A 14,360-nucleotide genomic window follows, 5' to 3' on the forward strand; every position below is an offset into this window, starting at 1 on the left:
ACGGGTGAAGGGATTCAACCCGAGCTTCGGTCTCGAAACCGCCCAGAACTACGACAACTCACCGCGCGGCGACGAGGACGACACCGTGCGGTTCCTCGCCGCGTTCGGCAAATCCGCCCTGGAGTTCGCGGTCGGCACCGGCCGCGTCGCGCTGCCGCTGGCGCAGGCCGGTGTCGCGGTCGACGGCATCGAGCTGTCACCGCACATGGTCGCGCGTATGCGGGAGAAACCCGGCGGCGAGGACATCCCCGTGACCATGGGAGACATGTCCCAGGCCGGCACCGGCCGCACGTACGACCTGGTGTACCTCGTCTACAACACGATCACGAACCTGCTCACCCAGGACGACCAGGTCCGCTGCTTCGAGAACGCGGCACGCCACCTCACCCCGGACGGCGTGTTCGTGGTCGAGTGCGGCCTGCCGAGCTGGGTGGCGCGGCCGCGGCACCAGTTCATCGACGTGGAGGCCGTGGAGGTCGACCACGTCCGGCTCGACGTCAACCGCTTCGACCCTTCGACCCAGATCCTCGACGAGAACCACGTGCGCATCAGCGCGGACGGAATCCGGTTCGGCCCGATCAAGACCCGGCAGGCCTACCCGTCCGAGTTCGATCTCATGGCACGGATCGCCGGGCTGCGGCTGCGCGCGCGGCACAGCGGCTGGAACGGCGAGTCGTTCGTCGCGGACAGCACGCGGCACGTGAGCGTGTACGAACGGGCCGCGTAACGTTCTTGGACGGCGACCGAGTTCCTCTGTGTCCACTCAGGCGGCACAGAGGAGGCGACGATGATCGCAGTCGTTCCGGTGCGGTACACGGCCACGGACAGCGTCTGGTCGCGCAAGCAGTTCGAGAACTGGATGAGGCCGGGCATCGAGCACGGCCTCGGCGACTTCTGGTGGCGGTCCACCCGCGGGCTCTTCGACGTGAGCAGCCAGGTGTACGACCCCGTCGAGATCCCCAACCCGGTGCCGGTGTCCGACGACGAGAAGCGGGCCAGGCTGCACGAGGCGGTGGTGAAGGCCGCCACGCAGGTCGACTGGGCGCACACGGACGTTCTGCTGATCTGGCTCGCGAAGCCGACCGGCTGGTGGGGCGGCGGCGAGGTGGACGTGCCGGTTCCCGGTGGCACGAAACGGATCCGGGTGACCGTGGTCGACTCGATCACGCCGTTCGACGCGGCGTGCCAGGAACTCGGCCACGGCTACGGACTCCAGCACGAGTTCGACGCCGCGGGAAGGGAGTACGCCTCGCCGTACTCCGTGATGAGCGCCCGCGGCTACGGCCCGACGGCACCGGGTCCGCAGAGCTGGGTCCGGGACTCGACGCCGAAGCTGCCCGACGGTGGCCCGAACATGCAGTCGCCGTACGTGGGCGTGCCCGCCAACCGCATCGTCGGACCGCTGGTGCCGGGCGCGCACCTGTACCGGGACGCGCGGTTCCGCGACAGCTCGTCGGTGGTGCACGTCCGCGACCTGCCCGCGAAGGCGCGGCTGTACAAACCCGACTACCGGTCACCGGGCGCGGGCAAACCCGTGCTGATCGCGGTGCCGTCCCAGCGACGCGACGGGCGGACGTTCCTCGTGGAACTGCGCCGCGCGGCGCCCAAGGCCTACGACCAGGCGATCGGTGCTGAAGGCCTGGTCGTGCACTCGCTCAACCCCGACGGCCTGGTGCGGTACGACGGCGTGGCCGCCCTTCCGCTCACCGAATGGGCCTGCGCCGCGGGCAACTTCACGTTGCGGCTCACCGGGCTGGGCGAGGACTACGCGGATGTCGAGGTGCGCGCCGAGTCGGTGATCTCGTTCCCGATCCGGGGCGTGCTGCTGGCAGGCGGGTTCCGCACGCAGCACCAGCTCAACACGATGACGCGCGACCAGATGCGCAACACGTTGATCGTCGTCATGGCGTCGCTGAGCAAGCAGGACGACTACCAGCGCTACGACGACGACACCTTGGCCGGCATGGGTGCCGCGATGGTCTTCCTGCGCCGCAACGGACTGCGCGACGACGCGACGCTCAAGACGTTGACGGCGGACGACCAGCGCAACCTGATGATCATCGAGCTCGGTGCGCAAACCGGTGCGGGACAGGCATTGCAGGGGTTCACGAACCTGCAACTGGCCCAGATCGCGCTGGGCAGCGACCTCGCCACGCGCGGCAGACGGCCGGGCTCGACGCCGTTCTACGGCCGCGGGGTGCTGCTGGCAGGCAGGTTCCGCAGCCAGCAACAGCTCAACACCATGTCCCGCGACGACATGCGGAACACGTTGATCGTCGTGATGGCCTCGCTGAGCAACCAGAAGGACTACCAGGCCTACAGCGACCCGGAGCTGGCCGGCGTCGGCGCGGTCATGGTGTTCCTGCGGGAGACCGGGATCCGCGACGACGCGGCGCTCAGGAAGATGTCGGCCGACGACCAGCGCAACGTGGCGATCATCGAACTGGCAGCACAGACCGGGCGCAACCTCCAAGGGTTGAGCAACCTCGACCTGGCGCTGACCGCGTTAGGAGTTGAACGCTTCTAGTGCTTCGGCCTTGATCTGGTCGAACTGGGCGGCCATCGCCTCGGACAGGGCCTGGGCGCCGGACAGCGGGCGCACCATGACGGTGAACTCGTCGATCAGGCCGTCCTCGTCGAGGTGCAGGAAGTCGCAGCCCTGGATCTCCTTGCCGCCCACCTCGGTCCGGAACACCAGCGCGTGGTTCCGGCCGTCGATGATCTCGCGCTCGTAGCGGAAGTTCTCGAACACCCGCATCACGCCGCGCAGGATCGCGGCGGTGAGCGGCTTGCCTGGGTACGGCGCGAACGCGACGGGGCTGGTGAACACGACGTTGTCGGCCAGGCACGCCGCCATCGCCTCGGTGTCGCGTGCCTCGACCGCCTTGCGGAATGCGTTCACGTGGACCCTCGCATACTCAACTTGTTGACTAGGTCGGAGCACCGTAACCTGCTGCTATGTCGCTGCGCAACGCCGTGATGGCCGCCCTGCTGGACGGGGAGTCGTCCGGCTACGACCTGGCCAAGGCGTTCGACGCGTCCGTGGCGAACTTCTGGATCTGCACACCGCAGCAGCTCTACCGGGAGCTGGACCGGATGGAGACCGACGGGCTGATCACGGCCAGGACGGTCGAACAGGAACGCCGGCCGAACAAGCGCCTCTTCTCGCTGACGCCGGCGGGGCGGGAGGAGCTGACGAGGTTCACGGCCGCGCCGCACAAGCCCACCGCGATCCGGGACGAGCTGCTGGTCGCGGTGCTGGCTGCGGACTCCGGTGACGTCGAGGCGGTGAAGTCCTCGATCCGCGAACGCAAGCAGTGGGCAGAGGCGAAGATCCAGCGCTACGAACGACTGCGCGCCAAGTTGCTCGGCGGGGTGGACGAGGACGAGTTCCTCGCCACGGCCGAACGGGTCGGGCCGTACCTGACCTTGTTGCGCGGCTTGTCCTTCGAGCGGGACAACGTGCGGTGGTGTGCCAGGAGCCTCACCGTGCTGGAGCGGCGTGGTGCACGGCTCGACGCGTCCCGGTGAGGTTGAATCGGGTTCATGAACGGCATTTCGGTCTTGCAGGAGGCACTCAGCGCGCCCGCGGCAGAGGCGCGCCACCGGTTCGCGGGGCGGCTCAACGGCTACCTCGACGGATCCGACGTCGTGCACGCCGTGCGGCTGCAGGGCTGGCTCGGCCTGGAGGTGCCCGGCCCCGGCTGCCACGTCGGCACGGGCAGCTGGGACTTCACCCGGTTCAAGGCGACGACGTCACCGGTGACGTGCGGGCGGTGCCGAAGTGCGGGCCTGCTCACCAGCTCGTTCACCGGCGGCCCTCACCAGCAGACCCTGGACCTCGAAGGCATCTAGATCGCGGCGCGGTTGCGGAAGCCCATCCCCGTCAGCGTGATCATGCCAAGCCGCTCGTAGTACGGACGCAACTCGTCGTCGCACACGAGGTCCACCGAGTACATGTGCGCGGCCTCGGCCGCGATCCGCCGCATCAGCTCCGTGCCGATGCCCTGACCCTGGAACTCCGGCCGCACCTCCAGCCACGGGATGAACGCCGTCAGCACGCCGTCGCTGATCATGTTCACGAAACCGACGACGTCGTCCTGCGAGCGGGCGATCACCACGCGATAGCTCCCGTGCAGCACGGCGAGGTGCTGGGCGGGTGACGGCGGCGTGGGCCAGCCCACGAAGAACCCGGCGAGATCGGCCTCGGTCAGTCCGTTGAGATCAGTGCGATAAGTGATCACCGCCGCATTGAACCGCACCCCTGGGAAATCCGTAGGGTGGTTTCTCCCAATCCGACCACTAAGCTGCTGGTCGTGACCCTGCCGACTGCTCCGCTGCGCCGTGCGCGCTGTGCTGCCGTCGGCATCGTCAACGGCACGCTCGCGGTTCTCGCACACTCCAGTGCGGACGGTCAGTTACCCGACGCGGGACTGCTCTTCTCGCTGGTCGCGCTGCTGACGTGGGCGACGACCGGATTCGCCCGGCACGAGCTGACGTGGCAACGCCTGCTCCTGCTGATCGGCGGCGGACAGCTCGCGATGCACGTCCTGGTGTCGCTCGCCGCGTTCCGGCACGCGCACGAGGCCGAACCGTCGCGCATGATCGCCTCGCACGTCGTGGCCACGGCACTGACGGTCGTCGTGCTGGCCGTGGCCGAACGCTCGATTCTCACGCTGGCCCGCGCGGTCAAGGCGACTCTCCCCCGCAGGCTCGCCGTCCTGCCCGCCACCGCTCCCCTGGTCGTCGCCACGCCCTCCCTCGCGCCGACCGCGATCGTCCTCCTGGACGTGCTGTCGTGGCGCGGTCCTCCGGCTGAACAGGTCTGAATCCCCTTCACAGGTCCGCTCATCGAGCGGTCCTGCCCCTGTTCACGCCCATCCAGGAGCGTCATGACCACCACAGCCGCTCCGTCACGCACATCTTTCGCGTGGCGGGGACTCTTCCTGCGCCTGCACTTCTACGCCGGCGTGCTCGTCGCCCCGTTCATCCTCATCGCCTCGCTGACCGGCGTGCTCTACGCCCTGACGCCGCAACTGGAGTCCTGGGTCTACTCCGATCAGCTCCGCGTTCCCGCTTCCACGCAACAACTTCCGCTGTCCAAGCAGGTCGACGCCGCGCTCGCGACCTCGCCCCAGGGCTCGCTCGTCGCGGTCCGGCCCGCTCCGGAACCCGGTGCCACGACGAGGGTTCTGTTCTCCGAGAAGGGTCTGGGCGAGTCCGAACGCCGGGCGGTCTTCGTCGATCCCGGCACCGGACGCGTCACCGGCGATCTCGTCGTCTACGGGTCGAGCGGCGTGCTACCTCTGCGCACAACGCTGGATCAGTTGCACCGCAACCTGATGCTCGGCGAACCCGGCCGCCTCTACAGCGAACTCGCCGCCTCCTGGTTGTGGGTCGTCGCACTGGGCGGGCTGGTCCTGTGGATCTCCCGGGCACGCAACAGCAAACGCATCAAGACGCACGGACTGATCGGCGTCTGGGTGCTGGCCGGCGCGTTGTTCCTGTCCGCCACGGGCCTCACGTGGTCGGCCTACGCCGGTGAGAACGTCGCCATGCTGCGCACGGCCATCGGCTGGTCCACGCCGACGTTGAAGATGCCCGGCGCCGGCGAAAGCCACGGTGACCACGGTTCGAGCAGCTCGTCCGCGGACGGTCACAGCGAGATCGACACCGTGTTCGGCGTCGCGAAGCTGTCGGACATCGACGCGAAGGCGGTCGAGGTGAGCCTGCCCGCGGAGTCCGGCGGCGCGTGGAAGGTGGCGGAGATCGAGAAGGGCCTGCCCAGCCAGGGTGACGCCGTCGCGGTCCACGGCGGCGAGGTGGTCAGCACGCTCAAGTTCGCCGACTTCCCGCTGGGCGCGAAGCTCACGAGGTGGGGCATCGACGCGCACATGGGCGTGCTCTTCGGGTGGCCCAACCAGCTCCTGCTGCTGCTCGTCGGCGGCGGACTGGTCGCGTTGGTCGTACTCGGCTACCGCATGTGGTGGAAGCGCAGGCCCACCAGCGGGTTCGGCCGTCCGACGCCGCGCGGTCAGTGGCGCAAGGCACCGCCCGGCGCACTGATCGGGCTCGGCCTCGCGACGCTGCTCGTCGGCTGGTTCGTGCCGTTGCTCGGGGTCACCCTGGTGGCCTTCCTGGCGGTCGACCTCCTGCTCGGAAGGAGGACGAAGACCGCGGCCTCCTGATCGTCCACTGTGGACAGGGCTTGCCCGACCTGGACATTTACGGCATATTAATACCCAGGTGCGCCGGGAAGCCTGGTCGGCCCGCACGTCACAGACGGTGGCGGCGGAGAGCTGACGAGGGGTGCCCAGGATGACACTCATCCCCCACGCCATTCCCCTGATCAACGATCCTCAGGTCGTGCATGCGCTGGCCGCGCGATGGCGCCGCACGAGGACGTTGCTCCTGCTCTCCGCCGGCGTCCTGCCGGTCGCCATCGGCATCGTCTGCATCGTGCTCGCCGGGATGACCTCGGCCGGGCAGCGGATCATGCCGTGGTGGTCGGCGATTCCGGCCGTCGCCGCGGCGGCGTGCGCGTGGGCGTTGCTGACCTGGTTGCGGCGCAACGGGTTGAGCGACCCGCACTCGTGGCTGCCCGCCACCACCCTGATGACCTCGGCGCAGCTCGTGCTCGGCGTGTTGCCGGGCTCGGGCATCGCGTTGCGGCTCAGTCCCGGCGCGGCGATCGCGGTGAAAGCGTTGTGCGCGGCCGGAGTGCTCGGCGCGGGGTCCGCGAGCGCGCTCGCCCGGCTGGCCCATCGCTCACTGCTCTCGGCTCCGGTCCTCGAACTCGGCTCGACGGCGTTCCCGCTCGTGCTGGTCGGCGACGGGACGCGGGTGATGATCGGCACCGACCGCGTCGACTGGACCACCCGCCACGGTTCCCGGGTCGACGCGGGGGTCTCGTTCGCCCGCGTCCTCCGCGTGACAGCGCAGGCGAACGCCGTCGTGCTGCACACCGCGTCCGGCTCGTGGACGATTCCCGTGTCCGACCCGGCGACCGCGCAGGCGTTGCTGCGCCGCCGGATCACGTGGTGGGAGGAGCGCCGCGACGCCACCGCCGAACGCGAGCAGCGCCGCTACCTCGACCTGGTCGGGTTGCTCGCGGCGGTCAGCGGCGAAGCCACCCGCGGCGGCATCAGCGTCACCGTCGACTCGAACGGCCTCACGACGGGCATCATGCTGAGCCCTGAGGTCCGCGGCCTCGAACCGGAAGTGCTCGCGGCACAGCTGATGGCGTGCGTTCAGAAGGCGCGGGCGGACGCGCGCACACAGGTGCAGGACCTGGTCATCGAGCACTCCGACGACCACTTGGTGAAAGCCAGCCACTAGTCGCTTGTCGCGCCCCCGTCGCCCTGCCTACGTTCGGCCTGGGAACTTCGGAGATGGGGGACGACTTGCGCAGACGTGACTTCTTCGCGGCGGCGGCCGGGGTCGCCGCCGTCGTGGCCAATCCCGCGGGCGCGCTCGCGGCCACCGGGCAGCGGCCGGGCGCTTCGCACGCACCGGACCTCAACCTCGGCGATTTCCCCGTCGTGGCAAGGGTTCGGGCACGCCACGCGCTCGAACACCTCAAGGTCCTGAGTGACAGGATCGGGCCGCGCATCGGCGGCACCGCGTCCGAGCACCGGGCGCGCGACTACCTCGTCCGCGAGCTCAAGGCGTTGCGCTACCAGGTGACGACGCAGCCGTTCACCGTGCCGGACAAGTACCTCGCCGACGTCAACGGCCAGTGGCAGGCCGGCGCCTCCAGGTTCGGCAGCCTCGGCGTCACCGTCAAAGCCCCGTTCGTCGAGGTCGTCGACGGCCAGTTGCCGGATCTGACCGGCAAGATCGCGTTCTACGTCAACGCTCCCGCCGGATCCGCGCCCACGCACGCGGCGATCGAACGCGGCGCGGTGGCGGTGGTCCTCGGCCGCGTCTCCGCCACGGCCAGCAGGTCCAGCGCCTTCTCCCCCACCCTCGACCGCGACGTCGCCGTGCCGGTGATCGGCCTCGCCCAGGTGCACACGGAGAAGCTGCGCGCCCAGGGTTCCGGTGAGCTGACGATCAGCACCGTCCACCACCCGAACCTCACGTCGTACAACGTGATCGCGGACCGGCCGTCGACGTTCCCGTGGCGTGACAACGGGGTCGTGATGGTCACCGCGCACTACGACACCGTGCCGGGCTCGCCGGGTGCCAACGACGACGGCAGCGGCACGGTCCTGTGCCTGGAGCTGGCCCGCGTTCTGCGTTACCTGCCAACGAACAAGGCGCTGCGGTTCGCGTTGTGGGGCTCAGAGGAACAGGGACTGCTCGGGTCACGGCACTACGTCTCACAGCTGCCGCCCGAGGAGCTCGCCCGGATCAAGGGCGTGTTCCAGAACGACATGGTCGCCACCAGCCACGACCCGGCGACGGCCTACTGGCTGCTGTCCGTGGACGGCGCCGACAACGCGACGACGGCCAACGTTCGCGCTGCGGCCGGGCGGCTCGGCTACGACCCGCGGGTGCACGGACCGGTGGCGCGCGGGTCGAGCGACCACGTGCCGTTCCACGAGAAGGGCCTGGCGTCGGCGAACTTCAGCTGGCGCGGCGAGGGCGGGCCTGCGCAGCTGGAGCCGATCTACCACACGCCGGAGGACACGATCCGCGACAACATCAGCCTGGAACGGCTGCAGGTGTCGCTGGAGCTGATCGGGGCGGCGGCCTACAGGCTCGCTAGTCAGCGGTGACGACCAGCTCGGCGAGCGTCCGTTCGCGCAGCCACGTGACGAACTCGTCCGCGGGCAACGGTTTGCTCAGGCAGTAGCCCTGCACGATGTCGCAGCCCAGGGCGGCGAGGACGGCCCACGTCTCCTCGTCCTCGACGCCCTCGGCCACGACCTCCAGCTCCAGGTTGTGCGCGAGACCGAGCAACGAGCGGGTGATCGCGCCGCTGGACGCGTCCGTGCGCATGTTCGTGGTGAACGAGCGGTCGATCTTCATCTCGTGCACCGGCATCGTGCGCAGGTAGGCGATGGACGAGTAGCCCGTGCCGAAGTCGTCGATGGACAGCCGCACGCCCAGTTCCCGCAGGCGCGTCAGCACATCGGTCGCGCGGTGCGGGTCGGCGATGATCGCACTTTCGGTGATCTCCAGCGTGAGCACCGCGGCGTCGAGGCCGTGGTGTTTCAACGCGGCGGCGACCTGCTCGGGGAAGGTCATGTCGTGCAGGCACTGCGCGCCGACGTTGACCGAGATCGGGACGTCCCAGCCGGCGAGGTGCCAGGCCTGGCACTGGGCCAGCGCGTGGTCGAGGACGTACTGCGTGAGCGGTTCGATCAGGCCGGTCTCCTCGGCGGCCGGGATGAACCTGTCCGGGCCCAGCAGGCCGTGGACCGGGTGCTGCCAGCGGCACAGGACCTCGGCGCCGCAGACCTCGCCGCTGCGCAGGTCGGCTTTCGGCTGGTAGTGCAGGACGAGTTCGCACTGGTCGAGGGCGCGGCGCAGGTCGCTGATCACGGTGAGCTGGGCGGCGTGGTGCTCGTCGAGGCCCGGCTCGTAGACGGACGTGCCGAGGCGGCCGCGTTTGGCCGCGTACATCGCGATGTCGGCGTGCTTGAGCAGTTCGTGCGCGTCGGCGGAGTCGGTCGGGTACAGCGCGACGCCGATGCTGCAGCCGACGTCGACCGACAGTCCGTCCAGGTCGACGGCTTCGTCCAGCGCGCGGTGCACGCGTTCGGCGACGATCAGCGCGTTCTCGGACGTGCTCACCGACGGCAGCAGGACCGCGAACTCGTCGCCGCCGAGCCTGGCCACGGTGTCGACGTCGCGGACGGCGCCGGTCAGCCGGTTGGCGACCAGTTGCAGCAGCTTGTCGCCGAAGGCGTGGCCGAGGGTGTCGTTGATCGGCTTGAAGCGGTTGAGGTCGATCAGGAACAGGCCGAGCGGGTCGCCCGTCTGGTTGCTGCGGCGGATCGCCTGCGCGGTGCGCTGGGTCAGCAGCGTGCGGTTGGCCAGGCCGGTCAACGCGTCGTGCATCGCCTCGTGCTCGCTCCTGGCGGCCTGGCGGAGGATCTTGCGGCGGTGGCCGAGCAGCACGACGCCGCACAGCCCCACCAGTCCCAGGTCGATGACGAACGCGATGAGCGCGGCGATGCGCAGGTTGCCGTTCCGCATCTCAGCGGCACGCAGGTATTCGGTCGTCTCCAGCCGTTTGAGCTGTACGACCGTGGAGAGCTGTTTGCGCAACGACGCCAGCGTCAGCTCGGCCTGGTCGGCCTTCTGCGACGCGGCCGTGGCGTCACCGCGATCGCCCGCCGCGACCGTCTCGCGCAGCAGACCGCTGTAGTCGCCGTAGAGATCGCCGACGATCCTGGCGGCACGGACGTCGGCCGGCGCACCGTGGTCGCGCAGCCAGCTCAGGCTCTCGTCGGCGGCGCCGGCGGCGGTCGCCACAGGCTGGCTCATCACCGGTGTGCCGGACCTGACGTAGTCGGTGAGCGCGTGGTCGGCGACATCGACGTTCTGCACGACCAGACCCCAGTGGTCGCTCGTCTCGTTCAGTTCGTGCAGGTGCGTGGCGGCACGCTGCATGCTGAGGTTCGTCCACAGCGCGAGGCCCGCCAACGCGGCGAGGCCGATCGTCAGGCTGACGACGGTCGTCTGCACGGTCGTGCGAGTCTCGACCCAGTTGGACAGCATCTACAAAGCCTCACGTCGCGTCCTTGCGAAGGTGCTATTGGTACGCAGCCAAAGGATCGCACGCAAGCCGACACCTCGTGCCACCGTGCACTAGCCTTCTCGCCTTCTACCGGCCAACGGACAGGACACCCCCGTGGTTCGCTTCACCCGCCTTGCTCTACCTGCTGTTTTGCTGCTGATGGCAGGGGTGGGCGGATGCGGTGGCGAGCAGACGTCCGATGACCCGCCCACCATCGGATTCGTGTCCCAGAACACCAGCCGCGACTTCTCCAGGGAGATGAGCGAGGGTTTCCGGGCGGGCGCGACCATCGCCGGCGGGGTCAGAACCGAGACGACCGGGCCGGACACGCACGACGGTCTCAAGCAGGCCGAACTGCTGCGCGACCTCTCGACGCGGGCCAAGGGCGGCATCGGGGTGTCCGCGGTGGCGCCCGAACTGGTGGCCGAGCCGATGGCGCAGGTGATCGGCGAGGGAATCCCCCTGATCGCGGTCGCGGGAGGCCAGGTCGCCCCCGGCAGCGGGGCGAAGCTGATGATCGAGAACGACAACTACGAGCTCGGCAGGGTGCTCGCCGACGCGACGGCGGAGCGGTTGCCGCCGGACAGCGCGGGCAAGATCGTCATCGGCAGCAACTCCCCCGCGATGCCCGCACTGGACCTGCGGACGATGGGCCTGCGCGAACGGCTCGCGGAACGGTTGCCGAAGATGCAGGTCATCGGCCCGCTCGACACCGGGCGCGACCAGCCCGCGAACCTCGCGACGTGGCAACGGCTCGCCGACGCGAACTCCGACGCCGTCGCGTTGCTGGGCGCGGGTGACGTGGACGCGATCAACCTCGCCGCCGTGCATGCCGAGAAGAAGGCGAAGTGGCTGGCCGCGGCGTTCAGCCTGGACCCGAAGGCGTTGCAGGGCGTCAAGGACGGGCACCTGTTCGCATCGGTGTCGGCCGAGCACTTCCTCAAGGGCGCGGTGGGCGGATGGCTGCTCGCGAAGCAGGCCACCGAGGGCCGGGCGCTCCCGGAGGGCTGGCTCGTCGCACCCGGACTGCTCGTGCAGGCAGCCAACGTGGACGAGATCATCCGCCGCCAGTCGAACGAGAGGAACCGCCTGGACGCCGCGAGGCCGCAGATCGACGCCCTCACCACCGCGCCGGACAAGCACCTGCGTCCACTCGACCAGACGCGCTGAGCCGGGCGGCGCAACTCCCGTGACAGGCCTCTGACGGTCGGCGAGCATCGGCTCTCCCTGCCTTGGAGGCCGCATGATCAACCGAAGGACACTCACCAAATCCCTGGGCGCGGCACTGGCCGTGTCGGCCGCCGGTGGCGTGGCGAGCGCGGACACGTCCGACGCGCGGCGCGGGCGGTACCTGATCCGCGGCGGCGCCGTCGTCACCGTCGACAGGGCACTCGGGGTGCTGCCCCGCGCGGACGTGCTGATCGACGACGGCCGGATCGTCGGCGTCGGGCCGGACCTGGACGCTCGGGGCGCGAAGATCGTCGACGCGACCGACATGATCGTCCTGCCCGGCTTCGTCAACACCCACCACCACATGTGGAGCGCGCTGGGACGCAACTTCGTGGCCGACGGCTTCCCGTACTTCGCCGCGAAACGGGCGACTTCCACGCTGTACGAGGCGAAGGACGTCCACCGCAGCGTCCTGCTCGGCCTCGCGGAACTGGCGAACGCGGGCGTGACCACCGTGCACAACTGGTCCAACAACACCCGTTCCCCCGCGCACGCCGACGCCGAGTTGCGCGCTCACCGCGACGGCCTGCTGCGCGCCAGGTTCTCCTATGGCCACGTCGACCAGATGCCGCGTGACGTGCCGATGGACCTGACGGACGTGGATCGTGTGCGGCAGCAGTACTTCGCGGGTGGCACGGCGTTCGACGGACTGGTGCACCTGGGCGTCTGCGTGCGCGGGTTGTCGCAGAGCACCGAACCGGCGTTCTTCGCGGACATGGACGCCGTGCTGGCACGCGGTCTGCCGGTCGCGATCCACGCCGGTCAGGCGCCGCCACGGACCGTGGACGCGGCGGACTACGAACGGCGAGGCTGGCTCGGCCCCAAGACGTTGCTGTGCCACTACGTCACGGCCCTGGACAGCGACATGGAGATCATGGCGCGGACCGGCACGCCGCTGTCGTGGGCGCCGCACTCGGAGTTCCGGCTGGGCACCGCGGGCGATCCACGGGACGCGCTGTTGCGGTTCCGCAGGGCCGGGGTACCGGTGTCGCTGTCGTCGGACGCCACGTCGATCGCGCCGTCGGACATGTTCGAGGCGATGAGGCTCGTCTGGAACACCGGAATCCCCTGGTCCGGCACACCTTCCGCCGGTCTGCCCGAGGTCGGGTTCTCCGACGTGCTGGAGATGGCGACGCTGAACGGCGCCCGCGCGCTGGGACTCGGTGACGTCACCGGGTCGATCACCGTCGGCAAGCGCGCGGACGTGATCCTGGTGCGTGCCAACGACATCAACCTCGCGCCGGGCGGGTTGTTCGAGACGACGCTCGTGCAGGCGGCGACCGCTGCCAACGTGGACACGGTGTTCTCGGACGGCCGGATCATCAAGCGCGGCGGCAGGTTGGTGGCCTACGACGTCGGCCGGATCGTGCGGGACGCGCGAACGTCCTCGTTGCGCATCCGCACGACCGCCGGTGGGATCCTCACGCCGCCGAGCTGATGTCGAGCACGGCCTTGGCGAACGCCTCGGGGGCCTCCTGCGGCACGTTGTGCCCGATACCGTCGAGGATCCGGTGCTCGTAGCGGCCGCTGAACTGCTTGCGGTACGCCATGCCGTCCTTGTTGGGGCCGTCGAAGTCGCTGGCGATGGTGATCGTCGGCACGCTGATCACCGGCCTGGCCTGCAGCTTGCGTTCGAGCCCGTCGTAGCGGTGCTCACCCTGCGCGAGCTGCAGCCGCCAGCGGTAGTTGTGGATGACGATCGCGACGTGGTCGGGGTTCTTCCACGCCGTGGCGCTCTGGGCGTAGGTGGCCTCGTCGAAGTTCCACTGCGGTGAGGCGATCTTCCAGATGAGCTTGTTGAACTCGTAGGAGTTCTGCTCGTAACCCTTCACACCGCGGTCGGTCGCGAAGTAGTACTGGTACCACCAGCCCAGTTCGGCCTGCGGGGACAGCGGTTCCTGGTTCTGCTGGAGGTTGACGACCAGATAGCCGCTGACCGACACGAGCGCCTTGACGCGGTCCGGCCACAGGGCCGCGACGATGCACGCCGTCCGCGCGCCCCAGTCGAACCCGGCCACCGTCGCCTTGCGGATCTTCAGGGCGTCCATGAACGCGATGACGTCCGCGCCCAGCGCCGACTGCTCGCCGTTGCGGGTCGTGTGCGCGTGCAGGAACCGGGTGGGGCCGTAGCCGCGCAGATACGGGATGAGGACGCGGTGTCCCCGCGCGGCCAGGGCCGGTGCCACGTCGACGTAGCTGTGGATGTCGTACGGCCAGCCGTGCAGCAGGATCGTGACCGGGCCGTCCGCCGGGCCCATCTCCGCGTAGCCGATGTCGAGCAGGCCTGCCCTGACCTGCCTGATCGGGCCCCAGGACGGCTGCGAGGCGTGCGCGGTCGCGGTGACCAGGGGTACCGCGAGGCCGGCCACGGCCAGAGCCTGGGAGAACTGTCGCCTGCTGATCATGACGTTGACGGTAGGGGCGTCGGGCGGAGGCT

General features: G+C 69.5%; 14 protein-coding genes. 10 read left to right on the top strand and 4 right to left on the bottom strand.

Annotated features, from left to right (window positions below; translation table 11 throughout):
- Positions 1–4 precede the first annotated feature (4 nt).
- Together ACIRG5_RS04620 and ACIRG5_RS04625 are read left to right on the top strand one after the other, a co-directional pair.
- Positions 5–727, top strand: a complete 723-nt coding sequence (locus ACIRG5_RS04620) for a class I SAM-dependent DNA methyltransferase (protein WP_402900075.1) — start codon at positions 5–7, stop codon at positions 725–727.
- 60 nt (positions 728–787) lie between these two features.
- On the top strand, positions 788–2,527 hold the full coding sequence (locus ACIRG5_RS04625) for a hypothetical protein (protein ID WP_402900078.1): 1,740 nt from the start codon (positions 788–790) through the stop codon (positions 2,525–2,527).
- Here ACIRG5_RS04625 and ACIRG5_RS04630 read toward each other — a convergent pair.
- The gene (locus tag ACIRG5_RS04630; protein WP_402900080.1) at positions 2,507–2,902 is read right to left on the bottom strand and encodes a nuclear transport factor 2 family protein; all 396 of its coding nucleotides are present in this window, start codon (positions 2,900–2,902) and stop codon (positions 2,507–2,509) included. The two genes, ACIRG5_RS04625 and ACIRG5_RS04630, sit on opposite strands and share 21 nt — an antisense overlap.
- A 56-nt stretch (positions 2,903–2,958) precedes the next feature.
- Here ACIRG5_RS04630 and ACIRG5_RS04635 point away from each other — a divergent pair, with 56 nt between their 5' ends.
- Together ACIRG5_RS04635 and ACIRG5_RS04640 are read left to right on the top strand one after the other, a co-directional pair.
- A complete protein-coding gene (locus ACIRG5_RS04635; RefSeq protein WP_402900083.1) occupies positions 2,959–3,531 on the top strand; it encodes a PadR family transcriptional regulator in 573 nt (190 codons plus the stop codon).
- Between the two features lie 15 nt (positions 3,532–3,546).
- Positions 3,547–3,855 carry a hypothetical protein gene (locus ACIRG5_RS04640; protein WP_319981020.1) on the top strand — a complete coding sequence of 103 codons (309 nt, stop codon included), beginning with the start codon at positions 3,547–3,549 and terminating at the stop codon, positions 3,853–3,855.
- On the opposite strand, the gene ACIRG5_RS04645 is transcribed toward ACIRG5_RS04640, so the two are convergent.
- Positions 3,852–4,244, bottom strand: a complete 393-nt coding sequence (locus ACIRG5_RS04645) for a GNAT family N-acetyltransferase (RefSeq protein ID WP_402900086.1) — start codon at positions 4,242–4,244, stop codon at positions 3,852–3,854. The genes ACIRG5_RS04640 and ACIRG5_RS04645 overlap by 4 nt on opposite strands.
- A gap of 72 nt (positions 4,245–4,316) precedes the next feature.
- Here ACIRG5_RS04645 and ACIRG5_RS04650 point away from each other — a divergent pair, with 72 nt between their 5' ends.
- From ACIRG5_RS04650 to ACIRG5_RS04665, 4 genes are all read left to right on the top strand, one after another.
- Positions 4,317–4,829: a hypothetical protein gene (locus ACIRG5_RS04650; RefSeq protein WP_402900089.1), complete on the top strand. Its 513-nt coding sequence runs from the start codon at positions 4,317–4,319 to the stop codon at positions 4,827–4,829.
- A gap of 63 nt (positions 4,830–4,892) precedes the next feature.
- Positions 4,893–6,188 (top strand): PepSY-associated TM helix domain-containing protein, encoded by a 1,296-nt coding sequence (locus ACIRG5_RS04655; RefSeq protein WP_402900091.1) that lies wholly within the window; start codon positions 4,893–4,895, stop codon positions 6,186–6,188.
- Positions 6,189–6,318: 130 nt separating this feature from the next.
- Positions 6,319–7,338 (top strand): YbaB/EbfC family nucleoid-associated protein, encoded by a 1,020-nt coding sequence (locus tag ACIRG5_RS04660; protein ID WP_402900094.1) that lies wholly within the window; start codon positions 6,319–6,321, stop codon positions 7,336–7,338.
- Positions 7,339–7,391: 53 nt separating this feature from the next.
- A complete protein-coding gene (locus ACIRG5_RS04665) occupies positions 7,392–8,723 on the top strand; it encodes a M28 family peptidase (protein WP_402900097.1) in 1,332 nt (443 codons plus the stop codon).
- Here the strand turns inward: ACIRG5_RS04665 and ACIRG5_RS04670 are convergent.
- Positions 8,710–10,674, bottom strand: coding sequence for a putative bifunctional diguanylate cyclase/phosphodiesterase (locus ACIRG5_RS04670; protein ID WP_402900100.1), 1,965 nt, complete (start codon positions 10,672–10,674; stop codon positions 8,710–8,712). The two genes, ACIRG5_RS04665 and ACIRG5_RS04670, sit on opposite strands and share 14 nt — an antisense overlap.
- A gap of 241 nt (positions 10,675–10,915) precedes the next feature.
- Between ACIRG5_RS04670 and ACIRG5_RS04675 the strand changes: the two genes are divergently transcribed.
- Positions 10,916–11,863: a substrate-binding domain-containing protein gene (locus ACIRG5_RS04675; protein ID WP_402900102.1), complete on the top strand. Its 948-nt coding sequence runs from the start codon at positions 10,916–10,918 to the stop codon at positions 11,861–11,863.
- Positions 11,864–11,936: 73 nt separating this feature from the next.
- The gene (locus tag ACIRG5_RS04680) at positions 11,937–13,361 is read left to right on the top strand and encodes an amidohydrolase family protein (RefSeq protein WP_402900105.1); all 1,425 of its coding nucleotides are present in this window, start codon (positions 11,937–11,939) and stop codon (positions 13,359–13,361) included.
- Here ACIRG5_RS04680 and ACIRG5_RS04685 read toward each other — a convergent pair.
- Positions 13,345–14,328: an alpha/beta fold hydrolase gene (locus ACIRG5_RS04685; protein ID WP_402900108.1), complete on the bottom strand. Its 984-nt coding sequence runs from the start codon at positions 14,326–14,328 to the stop codon at positions 13,345–13,347. The genes ACIRG5_RS04680 and ACIRG5_RS04685 overlap by 17 nt on opposite strands.
- Positions 14,329–14,360 lie beyond the last annotated feature (32 nt).

Source organism: Lentzea sp. NPDC102401, from assembly GCF_044765805.1.
Taxonomy (GTDB): Bacteria; Actinomycetota; Actinomycetes; order Mycobacteriales; family Pseudonocardiaceae; genus Lentzea; species Lentzea sokolovensis.

What these genes read in the sequence shown, in the direction of transcription:
- ACIRG5_RS04625 (WP_402900078.1), top strand. Translation starts at nt 788, where the DNA reads ATGATCGCAGTCGTTCCGGTGCGGTACACGGCCACGGACAGCGTCTGG.
- ACIRG5_RS04635 (WP_402900083.1), top strand. Translation starts at nt 2,959, where the DNA reads ATGTCGCTGCGCAACGCCGTGATGGCCGCCCTGCTGGACGGGGAGTCG.
- ACIRG5_RS04640 (WP_319981020.1), top strand. Translation starts at nt 3,547, where the DNA reads ATGAACGGCATTTCGGTCTTGCAGGAGGCACTCAGCGCGCCCGCGGCA.
- ACIRG5_RS04655 (WP_402900091.1), top strand. Translation starts at nt 4,893, where the DNA reads ATGACCACCACAGCCGCTCCGTCACGCACATCTTTCGCGTGGCGGGGA.
- ACIRG5_RS04660 (WP_402900094.1), top strand. Translation starts at nt 6,319, where the DNA reads ATGACACTCATCCCCCACGCCATTCCCCTGATCAACGATCCTCAGGTC.
- ACIRG5_RS04665 (WP_402900097.1), top strand. Translation starts at nt 7,392, where the DNA reads ATGGGGGACGACTTGCGCAGACGTGACTTCTTCGCGGCGGCGGCCGGG.
- ACIRG5_RS04670 (WP_402900100.1), bottom strand. Translation starts at nt 10,674, where the DNA reads ATGCTGTCCAACTGGGTCGAGACTCGCACGACCGTGCAGACGACCGTC.
- ACIRG5_RS04680 (WP_402900105.1), top strand. Translation starts at nt 11,937, where the DNA reads ATGATCAACCGAAGGACACTCACCAAATCCCTGGGCGCGGCACTGGCC.
- ACIRG5_RS04685 (WP_402900108.1), bottom strand. Translation starts at nt 14,328, where the DNA reads ATGATCAGCAGGCGACAGTTCTCCCAGGCTCTGGCCGTGGCCGGCCTC.